At 61.6% G+C, this 14,529-nt stretch carries 12 protein-coding genes; 9 read left to right on the forward strand and 3 right to left on the reverse strand.

The window, feature by feature from the left end; translation table 11 throughout:
• The first annotated feature begins 295 nt into the window (after positions 1-295).
• Genes HJC00_RS23785 through hydA form a run of 3 tightly spaced genes read left to right on the forward strand, consistent with a single transcriptional unit; the run spans position 296 to position 3,643 of the window.
• The gene (locus HJC00_RS23785; protein ID WP_210630143.1) at positions 296-1,549 is read left to right on the forward strand and encodes a Zn-dependent hydrolase; all 1,254 of its coding nucleotides are present in this window, start codon (positions 296-298) and stop codon (positions 1,547-1,549) included.
• Positions 1,549-2,154 (forward strand): hypothetical protein, encoded by a 606-nt coding sequence (locus tag HJC00_RS23790; protein ID WP_221164698.1) that lies wholly within the window; start codon positions 1,549-1,551, stop codon positions 2,152-2,154. Before HJC00_RS23785 ends, HJC00_RS23790 begins: the two co-directional genes overlap by 1 nt.
• A 34-nt stretch (positions 2,155-2,188) precedes the next feature.
• The gene (gene hydA / locus HJC00_RS23795; protein WP_221164699.1) at positions 2,189-3,643 is read left to right on the forward strand and encodes a dihydropyrimidinase; all 1,455 of its coding nucleotides are present in this window, start codon (positions 2,189-2,191) and stop codon (positions 3,641-3,643) included.
• Between the two features lie 58 nt (positions 3,644-3,701).
• Here hydA and HJC00_RS23800 read toward each other — a convergent pair whose 3' ends face one another.
• On the reverse strand, positions 3,702-4,115 hold the full coding sequence (locus HJC00_RS23800; protein WP_210630139.1) for a cupin domain-containing protein: 414 nt from the start codon (positions 4,113-4,115) through the stop codon (positions 3,702-3,704).
• A gap of 94 nt (positions 4,116-4,209) precedes the next feature.
• Here HJC00_RS23800 and HJC00_RS23805 point away from each other — a divergent pair, with 94 nt between their 5' ends.
• The 6 genes from HJC00_RS23805 (at position 4,210) to HJC00_RS23830 (ending at position 13,065) form a co-directional block, all read left to right on the forward strand.
• A complete protein-coding gene (locus tag HJC00_RS23805; protein ID WP_221164700.1) occupies positions 4,210-4,995 on the forward strand; it encodes an ABC transporter ATP-binding protein in 786 nt (261 codons plus the stop codon).
• A gap of 66 nt (positions 4,996-5,061) precedes the next feature.
• A complete protein-coding gene (locus HJC00_RS23810; protein WP_210630136.1) occupies positions 5,062-5,991 on the forward strand; it encodes an ABC transporter permease in 930 nt (309 codons plus the stop codon).
• Entirely contained in the window at positions 5,988-7,115 is a 1,128-nt protein-coding gene (locus HJC00_RS23815) for an ABC transporter permease (RefSeq protein WP_210630134.1), read from the forward strand. Before HJC00_RS23810 ends, HJC00_RS23815 begins: the two co-directional genes overlap by 4 nt.
• A gap of 58 nt (positions 7,116-7,173) precedes the next feature.
• Positions 7,174-8,145, forward strand: coding sequence for an ABC transporter substrate-binding protein (locus tag HJC00_RS23820; RefSeq protein WP_221164701.1), 972 nt, complete (start codon positions 7,174-7,176; stop codon positions 8,143-8,145).
• Positions 8,146-8,541: 396 nt separating this feature from the next.
• Positions 8,542-9,732 (forward strand): efflux RND transporter periplasmic adaptor subunit, encoded by a 1,191-nt coding sequence (locus HJC00_RS23825; RefSeq protein WP_221156050.1) that lies wholly within the window; start codon positions 8,542-8,544, stop codon positions 9,730-9,732.
• 12 nt (positions 9,733-9,744) lie between these two features.
• Positions 9,745-13,065 carry an efflux RND transporter permease subunit gene (locus tag HJC00_RS23830; protein WP_210630130.1) on the forward strand — a complete coding sequence of 1,107 codons (3,321 nt, stop codon included), beginning with the start codon at positions 9,745-9,747 and terminating at the stop codon, positions 13,063-13,065.
• 86 nt (positions 13,066-13,151) lie between these two features.
• On the opposite strand, the gene ureG is transcribed toward HJC00_RS23830, so the two are convergent.
• Positions 13,152-13,763: an urease accessory protein UreG gene (ureG, locus tag HJC00_RS23835; RefSeq protein WP_210630128.1), complete on the reverse strand. Its 612-nt coding sequence runs from the start codon at positions 13,761-13,763 to the stop codon at positions 13,152-13,154.
• An 89-nt stretch (positions 13,764-13,852) separates the two neighbouring features.
• Positions 13,853-14,524, reverse strand: a complete 672-nt coding sequence (locus HJC00_RS23840) for an urease accessory protein UreF (protein WP_221164702.1) — start codon at positions 14,522-14,524, stop codon at positions 13,853-13,855.
• Between the last annotated feature and the right edge of the window lie 5 nt (positions 14,525-14,529).

Raw genomic sequence — 14,529 nt, forward strand, 5'->3', positions numbered from 1 at the left:
TATCGTTTCCCCTTGCAATTCAACTTCTTCGCTCAAGTCTTGGCTAGGGTCGGTCCTGCCATTTTCTTGAGCAACTGCCCGCATTTTTATCGGCAATTTTCGTGATTTTCGTCTTGAGCCCGGCGGTGGAAGTTGTAATGTTTACCAATCGGTCAAATATCCGCCAGATGAAAAACAAAGGCAACTGGCGATTTTCCGGCGCTCGATAAAACCAATAAGAGGCGCGGGATCAGACCATGGGAACAGGCGGGCATGCCCCTTGCATGACTGCCGCAAACAGGTGAGGGCTTGAAGAATGGTGGCAGCACCAGGCGAGAACATGCGCGTCAATGGCGACCGTCTCTGGGACAGTCTCATGGACATGGCGAAAATCGGCCCAGGAATCGCCGGCGGCAACAACCGCCAGACGCTAACGGATTCGGATGCCGAGGGCCGAAACCTTTTCAAGACATGGTGCGACGAAGCGGGCCTGACCATGGGTGTTGACCGCATGGGCACGATGTTCGCCACCCGCCCCGGCACCGATCCCGATGCCCTGCCGGTCTATGTCGGCTCGCATCTCGATACCCAGCCGACCGGCGGCAAATATGACGGCGTTCTCGGTGTGCTTTCGGCCCTCGAAATCGTGCGGACGATGAACGACCTGGGCATCAAGACCAAGCATCCAATCGTCGTCACCAATTGGACGAACGAGGAAGGCGCGCGCTTCGCCCCTGCCATGCTGGCGTCCGGCGTCTTCGCCGGTGTGCACAGCCTGGACTTCGCCTATAACCGCAGGGATCCCGAAGGCAATCTCTTCGGCGATGAGCTGAAGCGCATCGGCTGGGTCGGCGACGAAGAGGTCGGCGCCCGCAAGATGCACGCCTATTTCGAATATCACATCGAGCAGGGCCCTATCCTCGAAGCCGAAGACAAGCAGATCGGGGTCGTCACCCACTGTCAGGGCCTGTGGTGGCTGGAATTCACGCTCACCGGCAAGGAAGCCCATACCGGCTCGACACCGATGAACATGCGCGTCAATGCCGGCCTCGCCATGTCGCGCATCCTGGAAATGGTCCAGGCTGTCGCGATGGGCGAACAGCCGGGCGCCGTCGGCGGCGTCGGTCAGGTCTTCTTCTCGCCGAACTCCCGCAACGTGCTGCCGGGCAAAGTGGTCTTCACCGTCGACATCCGTTCGCCCGACAAGGCCAAGCTCGATCGCATGCGGGCAAAGATCGAAGCGGAAGCGCCTGGCATCTGCGATGCACTGGGTGTCGGCTGTTCCATCGAGGCGATCGGCCATTTCGCGCCGGTCACCTTCGACGAAAAGCTCGTCGCCTCGGTTCGCTCTGCCGCTGAACACCTGGGTTACAGCCACATGAACATCATCTCCGGCGCCGGCCACGACGCCTGCTGGGCCGCCAAGGTGGCGCCTGCCACCATGGTCATGTGCCCCTGCGTCGGCGGGCTCAGCCACAACGAGGCGGAAGAGATTTCCAAGGAATGGGCGACGGCGGGTGCCGATGTGCTGTTCCATGCTGTTGTGGAGACGGCGGAGATTGTGGTGTGATGGCGTCGAACTTGCCAACGACGTATCTCGACTATGCCGATGCCTTTAAGTTCGGAATTCAGCGAACTGCCGACGACATCGCATGGGCCACCTCCAATGTGGTGCCAGTGACTGAAGGGCCGTGGGGCGACATCCCTAGCGTGCAGATCTATTATGTTGGCGTCAACACCGCAGGCGAGCGGATTAGGCTTCCGCAAATACCCAGCTTTTGGCGGTATGAACCTTCCGGGGTCCAACTGGCCAATTCGGATGACCCCGACCCAAATGGGCCCCATCGAACCTATTATATCTATGGACCTAGGCCTTGTGTCGTTCGAATCGAACTCGGCCCTTCCATGCCCGGCATTTTGGTCGAACGTCCCAACGGCGGCCATCCCGTACAGTCAACTGGGCTGATCGATGGCAAGGATTTCTACTTTCGCGAAAGCGATGGTTTTTGGTCATTGTCCGTCGGCGGCACTGATGTCGTTGACCAGCCCGACTGGTATTACGAGGAAGAGCATGACACGCCAGATGAGCTGAGTGAGGAAGCCGTCTACAGCCTCATCGCCAAGGGTGCAGCGCTCCTGCGAAGTGGTATGCCCACGATGGCAGTTGAGCAGTAACAACAAGAGACCGCAGGGAGAAGGAACAGCAGCCATGACCACAGTCATCAAGAACGGCACCATCGTCACGGCCGACCTCACCTACAAGGCTGACGTCAAGATCGACGGCGGCAAGATCGTCGAGATCGGTCCGAACCTCTCAGGTGAAGAGAGCCTGGATGCCACGGGCTGTTACGTCATGCCCGGCGGCATCGATCCTCATACCCATCTCGAAATGCCCTTCATGGGCACCTATTCCTCCGACGATTTCGAGAGCGGCACGCGTGCGGCGCTTTCCGGCGGCACGACCATGGTCGTCGATTTCGCCCTTCCCGCCCCTGGCCAGTCGCTGCTCGAAGCGCTGACCATGTGGGACAACAAATCGACGCGGGCCAATTGCGACTATTCCTTCCACATGGCCGTCACCTGGTGGAGCGAGCAGGTCTTCAAGGAGATGGAGACCATCGTCCGCGACAAGGGCATCAATACCTTCAAGCACTTCATGGCCTACAAGGGCGCGCTGATGGTCGACGATGACGAGATGTTCGCCTCCTTCCAGCGCTGCGCCGAACTTGGCGCGCTGCCGCTGGTGCATGCCGAAAACGGCGACGTCGTCGCCTCGATGTCGGCAAAGCTGCTCGCCGAAGGCAATAACGGCCCCGAGGCGCATGCCTATTCCCGTCCCGCCGAAGTCGAGGGCGAAGCCACCAACCGCGCCATCATGATCGCCGACATGGCCGGCTGCCCGGTTTATATCGTCCATACCTCCTGCGAACAGGCGCACGAGGCGATCCGCCGGGCGCGTGCCAAGGGCATGCGCGTCTATGGCGAACCGCTGATCCAGCACCTGACGCTCGACGAGAGCGAATATTCCAACCCCGATTGGGACCATGCCGCCCGCCGCGTCATGTCGCCGCCGTTCCGCAGCAAGCAGCATCAGGACTCGCTCTGGGCCGGACTTGCCTCCGGTTCGTTGCAGGTGGTCGCAACCGACCACTGCGCTTTCACCACGGCGCAAAAACGTTTCGGCGTCGGCGACTTCACCAAGATCCCGAACGGCACCGGCGGCCTTGAAGACCGAATGCCTATGCTCTGGACGCACGGCGTCAACACCGGCCGCCTGACGATGAACGAATTCGTCGCCGTCACCTCGACCAACATCGCCAAGATTCTCAATATCTATCCGAAGAAGGGCGCGATACTCGTCGGCGCCGATGCCGATATCGTCGTCTGGGACCCGAACCGTTCGAAGGTTATCTCGTCCAAGAGCCAGCAGTCGGCGATCGACTACAACGTCTTCGAAGGCAAGGAAGTAACCGGCCTGCCGCGCTATACGCTGACGCGCGGCGTCGTCGCGATCGAGGAAAACACGATCAAGACCCGCGAGGGCCACGGCGAGTTCGTCAGACGCGAACCGGTGACAGCCGTCAGCAAAGCGCTGTCCACCTGGAAGGAGATCACCTCCCCGCGCAAGGTGGAACGCAGCGGCATCCCGGCAACCGGCGTGTGACGATGGAGCATAACGATACGGCCATCATCTGGGGAACGACGCCTCCATGCGGATGACCTCACGCCGGCACCAACGCGTCCAGCTCCGGCAGAAGCACGACGCTTTCCTGCTCGTGCGGATCGGTGCGGGCGATGACCGCCGTGCAGGGCGTGCTGCTGAGGTTCGCAGGCATATGCGGCACGCCGGCCGGGATGTAGAAGAGCTCGCCGGCATGGGTGACGACGTGATGCTCCAGTTGGTCACCGTACCAGGTATGAGCCTCGCCGGAGAGCACGTAGATCGCCGTCTCATGCGCCTCGTGCAGGTGCGCCTTGGCACGCACGCCGGGCGGGATCGTCAGGAGGTGCATGCAGATGCCCGTGGCGCCGACGGTCTCGGCCGCTATCCCTTCGAAATAGCTGAGCCCCTGCTTGCCGTCATAGGCGTGCTTGGGACGAACGATGTGGCAGGTGGGTTTTGATGTCGCATCCATCTTCTTACTCCGTAAATTGTGCCGCCGGCAGAGCCTGCGGTGATGGTAACACGCAAACCGCGGTCCCGCGGGGAAAACAAGATCGGTCGCATTGATGCAAGCACCCTCGGTCGTATCCGCCAAGGATCTCTGTCTCACCTATCAAGCGAATGACGGCCCCGTTCGGGCGCTGAGCGATGTCAATCTCGATGTCCGCAAGGGCGATTTCGTCTCTTTCATCGGCCCGTCCGGCTGCGGAAAGACGACCTTCCTGCGGGTCATCGCCGATCTCGAAAAGAGCACATCAGGCGAGATCTCGATCAACGGCATGACGCCCGAGGAGGCGCGCAGGGCCCGTGCCTACGGCTATGTCTTCCAGGCGCCGGCGCTCTATCCCTGGCGCACGATCGAAAACAACATCGCCCTGCCGCTGGAGATCATGGGTTATGGTGGCGCTGATCGCACGCGGCGCATCGCCGAGGCGCTCGACCTCGTCAGCCTTTCCGGCTTCGAAAAGAAATTCCCCTGGCAGCTTTCCGGCGGCATGCAGCAGCGCGCCTCGATCGCCCGCGCGCTCGCCTTCGACGCCGACCTGCTGTTGATGGACGAACCCTTCGGTGCGCTCGACGAGATCGTCCGCGACCATCTGAACGAAGAGCTATTGAAGCTTTGGGCCCGCACCAACAAGACGATCTGCTTCGTCACCCACTCGATCCCCGAGGCGGTCTACCTCTCGACCAAGATCGTGGTGATGTCGCCGCGCCCCGGCCGCGTGACCGACGTGATCGACTCCACCCTGCCGGCCGAACGCCCGCTCGACATCCGCGACACCCCCGAATTCCTGGAAATCGCCCATCGTGTCCGCGAGGGGCTGAGGACGGGGCATAGCCATGAGGTTTAGAGCGTTGATCTCAAGGGCAGAGGGGGGTGGCTCCGCACTCGACGCCAACAGATGGAGGCAGTCGCTGTGAAACCAGACACCTTCAAAAACAAGATCGTTCCTGTCACCACGATCCTGCTCGGCCTGATCGCCATCTGGTATGTCGCCGCCATTCTCATGAATGCGCCGTTCCAGCGTGACATGGACAGCCGCGCCGGCGTCACGCCGACCACGATGGAATTCATCGGCAAGACGCTGGCGCAGCCAAAGCCGATCCTGCCGGCGCCGCATCAGGTGGCGCAGAATGTCTATGAGAACACTTTCCTGCGCAGCCTTTCGAGCAGCCGCAGCCTCGTCTATCACAGCTGGATAACGCTCTCCTCCACCTTGCTCGGCTTCGGTTTCGGCATGCTGCTCGGCATTCTTCTCGCCGTGCTGATCGTGCACAACCGCGCCATGGACCGCTCGCTGATGCCCTGGCTCGTGGCCAGCCAGACGATACCGATCCTCGCCATCGCGCCGATGATCGTCATCATCTCCTACAACGTGCTCACAGGCGATAATGCGCTGGCGCATCTGCTGAACCTCGATTCCGACGCCTCCCGTCTCGTCTCCAAGGCGCTGATCTCCACCTACCTCTCCTTCTTTCCCGTCGCCGTCGGCATGGTGAAGGGGCTGCGGTCACCCGAAATCCTCTATCTTGACCTGATGCGCACCTATAATGCCAGCCCGATGCAGACCTTTTGGAAACTGCGCGTCCCTGCCTCGATCCCGTTTCTTTTCACCTCGATGAAGGTCGCGATCGCAGCAAGCCTCGTCGGCGCCATCGTCGGTGAGCTGCCGACGGGCGCGGTTGCCGGTATTGGTTCGAAGCTGCTCGCCGGCTCCTATTACAGCCAGACAATTGACATCTGGGCGGCGCTGGTCGCCGGCTCGCTGCTTGCCGGCGTTCTGGTCGCGATTGTCGGCCTGGCGGCGAAGATCGTCGACCGCGCCATGGGCGGGAGGCCGGCATGAGGCGCCTGACCTTCTCCTGGCAAGGCACGGCGGCTCTTCTTCTCTGCGTCACGGCGCTGGCGACCTTGCCGCTTCTGTCCAACGGTGCAGCCCGTCCCCTGACCGACGGCACCGCGAGCCTCATCTTCATCGTCATCGCTTCGGCCGCTCTCCTGTCCTTTGCACCGCAGCCACCGGCCTATCGCGCCACCGTGCTTTTCATCGGCGCGCATGGCGCCGCCTGGCTGCTGCTTGCGGCACTTTCCGGCAACGAGGGCACGGCAACGCGGGCTTACTTCCTGCTGCTCTTCTCTGCCTGGCTGCTCGCCTGGCGATGCGTCACGGAGCTTTCGAAAGTGCCGCCTGCCGCCGCCTTCGGTGCATCGGTGCTCGAACTGCTGATTCCGGCGATTTTCGGCGCCTGGATTCTCATCCTCTGGGAAGCGATCACGCGCGGCGCCGGCATTCCATTCATCCTGTTGCCGCCGCCGAGCGCCATCGGCGCCCGCATCATGGCCTCTCTGCCCATCCTCGGCGACGACGTCAGACAGACGATCTTCAAGGCGGTCCTGATCGGTTATATCGTTGGCTGCCTGAGCGGCTTCGTCGTCGCGGTGCTGGCCGACCGCATCGCCTTCCTGCGCCGCGGCCTGCTGCCGATCGGCAACATGGTGTCGGCCCTGCCGATCATCGGCATCGCTCCGGTCATGGTCATGTGGTTCGGCTTCGACTGGCCGTCGAAAGCCGCCGTCGTCATCATCATGACCTTCTTCCCAATGCTGGTGAACACCGTGGCAGGCCTTTCCGCCTCCGGCAGCATGGAGCGCGACCTGATGCGCACCTACGCATCGAGCGACTGGCAGACGTTGCTCAAGCTCAAGCTTCCGGCGGCGATGCCCTTCATTTTCAACGCACTGAAGATCAACTCGACGCTGGCGCTGATTGGTGCCATCGTTGCGGAATTCTTCGGGACGCCGATCGTCGGCATGGGCTTCCGCATCTCGACCGAGATCGGCCGCATGAATGTCGACATGGTCTGGGCGGAAATCGCCGTCGCGGCGCTGGCCGGCTCGATCTTTTATGGCATCATCGCCCTGACCGAACGGGCGGTGACGTTCTGGCATCCGTCTATCCGTGGTGGCTAGGCGCGCGCGGCCTCGCAAATGGGGTCCGGGCATAACTTCAGAGGGTAAGGACAAGAAAATGAAAAAATTGATGGTTGCAATGATGGCGAGCGCCATGTCCCTTGCAGCGGCCCATGCTATGGCCGCCGACAAGGTGGTTCTGCAGCTGAAATGGGTCACACAGAGCCAGTTCGCCGGTTATTACGTCGCCCAGGAGAAGGGTTTCTACAAGGCGGAAGGCCTCGACGTCGACATCAAGCCGGGTGGTCCCGATATCGCGCCTGAGCAGGTGATCGCCGGTGGCGGCGCCGATGTCATCGTCGACTGGATGGGCGGCGCGTTGGTTGCCCGCGAAAAGGGCGTTCCGCTGGTCAACATCGCCCAGCCCTATCAGAAGTCCGGCCTGGAAATGATCTGCCGTAAGGACGGCCCGGTCAAGACCGAGGCCGACTTCAAGGGCCATACGCTCGGCGTCTGGTTCTTCGGCAACGAATACCCCTTCTTCGCCTGGATGAACAAGCTGGGTCTTTCCACCGAAGGCGGCCCGAACGGCGTCACCGTGCTGAAGCAGAGCTTCGACGTGCAGCCGCTCGTCCAGAAGCAGGCCGATTGCATCTCCGTCATGACTTATAATGAATATTGGCAGGCGATCGATGCCGGCTTTAAGCCGGAGGAATTGACGGTCTTCAACTATACGCAAATGGGCAACGACCTTCTCGAGGACGGCCTCTACGCCATGGAAGACAAGCTGAAGGACCCGGCGTTCAAGGAGAAGATGGTCAAGTTCGTCCGCGCCTCGATGAAGGGCTGGAAATATGCGACCGCGAACCCGGACGAGGCGGCAGAGATCGTCGTGGACAATGGCGGCCAGGACGAAAACCATCAGAAGCGCATGATGGGCGAAGTCGCCAAGCTCGTCGGCGACGGCTCCGGCAAGCTGGACGAGGCGCTCTATGCCCGCACCGCCAAAGCGCTGCTCGACCAGAAGATCATCAGCAAGGAACCGTCGGGCGCCTGGACGCACGAGATCACCGACGCCGCATCCAAGTAAGGACGGCCACATTTGAGGCAAACGCGCGGAGAATATTTCCGCGCGTTTGATATTTTTCCCGCTTGTTGAAAAAACACCGTGCATCTGTCGCATTTATCGGGCGTCAAACGTCATTGGATAGAGGCAGGATCAATCATCGTCATGTTCGCATAACCCTTCGGTGATTGATTCAAGTTCTGATGGTAATTAATATCAGCTCATGGGGAATTGTTTTCTGCCGGGCTTGCATATCGAGCAAATCGATACCAATTAGAAGCCGATTTGCCGGCGAGGGATGAAGACGGCAAAAGACGTGTGGATACCCCTGAGAATGCAGGAAAGGCAGTGGCCTGGTCGCGAGCTCAATGGCAGACGCGCGAATTCGGCTAGCCTTCTGACGAGATTGGACGAAAACGCATGGCACGCAAGCCGACCGGAATTTTAGGCGCATCCACCCTTTTTGCAGCGGCGCTGGCTGCATCCACCGCCTTTTCGCAGGAGGCGCCGGTCTCAAAGCCGCAGCAGAACCTGCCGGCGATCGTTGTCACCACGGCTGTGAACCGCACTCTTGTCGACCGTGTCATCGGCACCGGAACGGTCAAGCCCGTCGAGGAAGTCTATATCCAGCCGCAGGTCGAGGGACTGTCGATCCGCACGCTGAAAGCCGATATCGGCGACAAGGTTCAGGCGGATAGCACGCTGGCGACGCTGAACGACGACGCGCTGGTCCTGGAGAAGAGCCAGATGATGGCGACCAAGGCCAAGGGCGAGGCAAGCCTCGCCCAGCTGCGCGCCCAGCTCATCGAAGCGCAGGCCAATGCAGAACAGGCAAGGCAGCAGCAGGCCCGCGCCCAGGAAATGGGCAAGAAGGGCACCGTTTCTACCGCCCAGGTCGAGCAGGCCGATGCAACCGCCGCTGCCGCCAATGCCCGCGTCGTCTCCGCCGAACAGGCGATCGAGGTCGCCGAAGCCGATCTGAAGGTCTTCGACAGCCAGATCGCCGACGCCGATCTGAAGCTCGCCCGCACCGACGTTAAGACGCCGGTTGCCGGCGTGGTTTCTGCGAAGAACGCCAAGGTCGGCGCGATCGCCGCCGGCAACGGGGATCCGCTGTTCACCATCATCCGCGACGGCGATATCGAGCTCGTTGCCGAAGTCGCCGAAAGCGATATCGTCAGGATCATGGCCGGCCAGAAGGCGACGATATCGCTTTCCGGCAGCCGCGAAAAGCTTTCCGGCGCCGTGCGCCTGGTTTCACCCACCGTCGATTCGGTGACCCGCCTCGGCCTCGTCCATATCTCCATCGACGATGACAGCAAGGCGCGTTCCGGCATGTATGGTAGCGCCGAGATCATCGTCCGCCAAACCGAGGGCGTATCGCTTCCCTTGACGGCGGTGCTCACCGGCAACGAAGGTTCCTCCGCCCGCAAGGTCGAAGACGGCGTGGTGAAATTCGCCAAGATCGAGACCGGCATCCAGGACGGCGCCTATGTCGAGATCGTCAATGGATTGAAGAGCGGCGACGAGGTCGTTGCCAAGGCGGGCGCCTATGTCCGCGACGGCGACCACATCACGCCGGTGCGTGAACAGCCCTCCGCTTCCAACTAAAGAGACCATCCGATGAATTTTTCAGCCTGGTCCATTCGAAATCCCATCGCGCCGCTGCTGGCCTTCTGCCTGCTGATCTTCATCGGCATTCAGTCCTTCAACACGCTGCCGATCACGCGCTTCCCGAACATCGACGTACCGCTCGTCTCGATCAGCGTCACGCAAAGCGGCGCTTCGCCGGCCGAACTGGAAATGCAGGTGACGAAGGAGATCGAAGATGCGATCGCCTCGATCACCGGCATCGACGAAATCCAGTCGACGGTGACCGACGGCAGCTCGCAGACAAACGTCATGTTCCGGATGGAAGTGCCGACGGAACAGGCCGTACAGGACGTCAAGGACGCGATCGACCGCATCCGCAGCGATCTGCCGGCGACGGCCGAAGCACCAATCGTTACCAAGGTCGATGTCGAGGGCCAGGCGATCCAGACCTTCGCCGTGTCATCACCCGACATGTCGCTGGAAGAACTCTCCTGGTTCGTCGACGACACGATCAAGCGCGCCCTGCAGGGCCAGGCCGGCATCGGCCGCGTCGACCGCTACGGCGGCGCGGAGCGCGAAGTGCGCATCGAACTCGCGCCTGGTAAGCTCGATGCTTACGGCATCACCGCCGCAAGCGTGAACGATCAGCTGCGCGGCACCAATGTCGATCTCGGCTCCGGTCGCGGCCAGGTGGCGGGCAGCGAACAGGCGATCCGCGTTCTGGGCGATGCCCGTAACGTCGCCGAACTTGCCGACACGACGATTGCGCTGCCGAGCGGACGCTTCGTCAAGCTGTCCGATCTCGGCGTGATCAAGGACACCTATGAGGAGCCGAAATCCTTTTCGCGCTTCAACGATACGCCTGTTGTTACCTTCGGCGTTTTCCGCTCGAAGGGCGCCAGCGAGGTCAGCGTCGCCGAAACGGTCGCGCAGAGCCTCGATAAGGTCCGAAGCGAAAATCCGAACGTGAAGATCGAAATGATCGACGATTCGGTCTATTTCACCTACGGCAACTACGAAGCCGCCATCCACACGCTGCTGGAAGGCGCCCTGCTTGCCGTCATCGTCGTTTTGCTGTTCCTCCGAAACTGGCGGGCGACGCTGATCTCGGCCATCGCGCTGCCGCTCTCTGCAATCCCGACCTTCTGGGTCATGGACATGATGGGTTTCTCGCTGAACCTCGTCAGCTTCCTCGCCCTGACGCTCGCGACAGGTATCCTGGTCGACGACGCGATCGTGGAAATCGAGAACATCGCCCGCCATATAAAAATGGGCAAGACGCCCTATCGGGCGGCGATCGAGGCGGCGGATGAAATCGGCCTCGCCGTCATCGCCACCACCTTCACCATCATCGCGGTTTTCGTGCCGGTTTCCTTCATGCCGGGCATTCCGGGCCAGTACTTCATCCAGTTCGGCCTGACCGTCGCTTTCTCCGTCTTCTTCTCTTTGCTGGTCGCGCGCTTGATCACCCCGATGATGGCCGCCTATCTGATGCGCGCCGAAGACGGGATGGAAGACCATCACGACAATGACAGTCTGCTGATGAAGGGTTATACGCGCCTGATCCGGGGAACGACCGGGCATAAGTATTCGCGATATCTGACTTTGCTTGCGGCGATTGGCTTTCTCGTTGGCTCGGTTTTCCTGCTGATGAAGGTTCCGGGCAGCTTCCTGCCGCCGGAAGACGCCTCGCGCATCGTTCTCTCCGTCGAGCTACCGCCCAATGCGCGGCTCGACGACACCGAGAAGACGACCAATGCGATCTATGACAGGGTCAAGGACATCAACGGCGTCGAGAGCGTCTTCGTTCTCGGCGGCGCATCCCCGAAGGGCGATCTCGAACTGCGCCGTGCGACCATCACGCTGGCACTCCACAAGCTCGACCAGTCGCTGGTCAAGAAGGTGGTCAACGACGTGCTCGGCCGGATTCCGGTCATTGGGCCGATGCTGCCCAAGGTGGAAGTCCACGGCCGTGAGCGCCCGCAATGGGATATTGAGAAGGAAGTCTTCGCCAAGCTGCGCGATATTCCCGATGTCCATATCCTGAAGCTGAACGACCGCGGCGAACGCGACCTCTCCTTCAACTTTCTCTCCAAAAACGAGAAGGACCTGAACGAGGCCGTCGGCATTCTGGAATCGAAACTCCGCGCCGATCCGTTGCTCGCCAATGTCAGCGCCGACGGTGCCCTGCCCCGTCCGGAACTGCAGGTGTATCCGCGCAAGGATGAAGCCGCCCGCCTTGGCATCACGCCGCAGCAGATCTCCGAGACGATCCGCGTCGCCACCATCGGCGATGTCGATGCGGCACTAGCCAAGATCTCGCTCGACGATCGCCAGATCCCGATCCGGGTGCAGGCAGCGCTCGACATGCGCCGCGACCTTGCCGCCATCCGGGCACTGAAGATCCAGACCGCCAGCGGCGGCACCGTTCCGCTCTCCAGCGTCGCCAATATCGACTATTCGGAAGGCGTAAGCTCGATCAAGCGCAATAACCGCTACCGCGTCGTCTCGATCGGTTCCGACCTGCCGCAGGGCGTGGCGCTCGACACGGCCTCGGCCCGCTTCCGTGAGATCGTCAACGCGGCCAAAATCCCGGCGACGGTGCATCTTGCCGAAAGCGGCGACACCAAGGTGCAGACCGAGATGCAGCAGAGCTTCGTCAACGCCATGTTGATGGGCCTTCTGCTGGTGCTGACGGTGCTGATCCTGCTCTTCAAGGACGTGATCCAGCCCTTCACCATCCTCTTCTCGCTGCCGCTCGCGATCGGCGGCGTCGCGGCGGGCCTGATCGTCACCAACAATCCGCTGTCCATGCCAGTCATGATCGGCATTCTCATGCTGATGGGTATCGTCACCAAGAACGCCATCCTGCTCGTCGATTTCGCGATCGAGATGCGCCACCAGGGCATGACGCGGGTCGAAGCCATGGTCGAAGCCGGCCGCAAACGCGCCCGGCCGATCATCATGACCTCGATTGCCATGTCGGCAGGCATGCTGCCGTCCGCGCTCGGCGTCGGCGAAGGCGGCTCGTTCCGCGCGCCGATGGCAATCGCCGTGATCGGCGGCATCATCGTCTCGACGGTGCTTTCGCTCGTCGTCGTGCCTTCCTTCTTCCTGATCATGGACGATCTGTCCCGCCTGCTCGGCTGGATGTTTGGACGCCTGGTCGGCAGGAAGGACGAGGAAGACCTGCCGCTCTCGCGCGAGGATCTTACCCGCGTGACCCGCGAGAACCGCAGCGATATCGATGCGCTGGACGAGCGCCTGACCGCGATCGAAAAGCCGGAAAGCAAGCGCAAGAGCGCCAAAGATACCAATGTGCTTCGCTTGCCGCCATTCGCGGCTGAATGAGCGAAATCCGAAAAACAGAACGGGCCGGGAGCAATTTCCCGGCCCGTTTCAGTTCGACGTTCCGCAACATCGCCTGTCGCGCAGCTTCAAAGCCCGCCCTGCTCCCTCAGGAAGCTGACGATCGAGCTGACGCCGTCGCCGCGCTTCATGTCGGAGAAGACGAAGGGGCGGCTTGCGCGCATGCGGGTAGCGTCCCGGTCCATCACCTCCAGATCCGCGCCAACATAGGGTGCCAGATCCTTCTTGTTGATGACGAGCAGATCCGAGCGGGTGATGCCTGGCCCGCCCTTGCGCGGGATTTCCTCGCCTTGGCAGACGGAGATGACATAGATGGTGATATCGGCGAGATCCGGCGAAAAAGTTGCCGCCAGATTGTCTCCGCCGGATTCGATGAAGACCACGTCGAGATCGGGAATGCGCTCGTTGAGGCTCGCGATCGCCTGAAGATTGATCGTCGCATCCTCGCGAATGGCGGTGTGCGGGCAGCCGCCCGTCTCCACGCCGACGATGCGCTCCGAAGGCAGGGCCTGCATGCGCACCAGCGCCTCGGCGTCTTCGGTCGTATAGATGTCGTTGGTGACAACAGCGACGGAATAATCGTCGCGCATCGCCTTGCAGAGCTTTTCCGTCAGCGCCGTCTTGCCCGAGCCGACCGGCCCGCCGATGCCGACGCGAAGAGGTCCGTTTCGTGATTTCATATGTCGTACTCCAATAGGATTGCGATGATAGCGAGGCCGCCGGTAGGCGCCACCGTCAAATGGCGCAGTTGCGGGATTATTTTGGTAGGTTACGAGCGGAAAAGTCTGGTCGTTTGGGTTTCGTGGCGCAGGCTGGCGATATCGGCCTGCACCGTCGCCGAACCGAGATCGTCGAGGGTTGAGGCTGCCGCCCGCCGCGCGATCCCCGCAATCTGCTCTTCAAGCCCGGCAAGTATGGCAACGCCATCCTTCTGCCCGGCGACGCCAAGTCGGATGCCTGCTGAAATCGCCTGCGAGGCATAGGCATGCAGAAAGACTGCGAGCACCTTCTCCGGTCTGATGCCATGGGCGCCCGCAACCGCTCCGACCGCGATGGGGTAGGCGGTCTTGCCGGGCAGCCTTTCGAAAACTTCATCCGGCCAGGCTCGCGCCGCCAAGAGGAAGGCCTCGCCGAGCAGCATCGTTTCCTGATGACGCTCGCGCGATCCGGCAAGCGCCTCGGCGAGTGCGGCAACCTCCGTAAGGCGCGCGAGGATCGCTTGGCACCTGTGGCTCTCTGCCAGAAGCACCGCATCGTTCCAGACCGAGCCATGGCCGATCAGCGTGACGACCCAGTCCGCAAGCGAGGCGCCACCGGTGACGAGCCCATCGGCCACCGCCCCCTCCAACCCGCCCGAATAAGCAAAACTGCCGATCGGAAAGGCCGGTGAAAGCCATGCCGTCAGGCGCAGCAGTGCCTGTAACTCACGATCTTCGCTCATCGAGC

The sequence above is a fragment of the Rhizobium sp. NLR22b genome (assembly GCF_019685295.1).
Classification (GTDB): domain Bacteria; phylum Pseudomonadota; class Alphaproteobacteria; order Rhizobiales; family Rhizobiaceae; genus Rhizobium.

Bases quoted from the DNA above. Each gene is read 5' to 3' on its own strand.
- HJC00_RS23785 (WP_210630143.1), top strand. From the start codon at position 296: ATGGTGGCAGCACCAGGCGAGAACATGCGCGTCAATGGCGACCGTCTC.
- HJC00_RS23790 (WP_221164698.1), top strand. From the start codon at position 1,549: ATGGCGTCGAACTTGCCAACGACGTATCTCGACTATGCCGATGCCTTT.
- hydA (WP_221164699.1), top strand. From the start codon at position 2,189: ATGACCACAGTCATCAAGAACGGCACCATCGTCACGGCCGACCTCACC.
- HJC00_RS23800 (WP_210630139.1), bottom strand. From the start codon at position 4,115: ATGGATGCGACATCAAAACCCACCTGCCACATCGTTCGTCCCAAGCAC.
- HJC00_RS23805 (WP_221164700.1), top strand. From the start codon at position 4,210: ATGCAAGCACCCTCGGTCGTATCCGCCAAGGATCTCTGTCTCACCTAT.
- HJC00_RS23815 (WP_210630134.1), top strand. From the start codon at position 5,988: ATGAGGCGCCTGACCTTCTCCTGGCAAGGCACGGCGGCTCTTCTTCTC.
- HJC00_RS23820 (WP_221164701.1), top strand. From the start codon at position 7,174: ATGAAAAAATTGATGGTTGCAATGATGGCGAGCGCCATGTCCCTTGCA.
- HJC00_RS23825 (WP_221156050.1), top strand. From the start codon at position 8,542: ATGGCACGCAAGCCGACCGGAATTTTAGGCGCATCCACCCTTTTTGCA.
- HJC00_RS23830 (WP_210630130.1), top strand. From the start codon at position 9,745: ATGAATTTTTCAGCCTGGTCCATTCGAAATCCCATCGCGCCGCTGCTG.
- ureG (WP_210630128.1), bottom strand. From the start codon at position 13,763: ATGAAATCACGAAACGGACCTCTTCGCGTCGGCATCGGCGGGCCGGTC.
- HJC00_RS23840 (WP_221164702.1), bottom strand. From the start codon at position 14,524: ATGAGCGAAGATCGTGAGTTACAGGCACTGCTGCGCCTGACGGCATGG.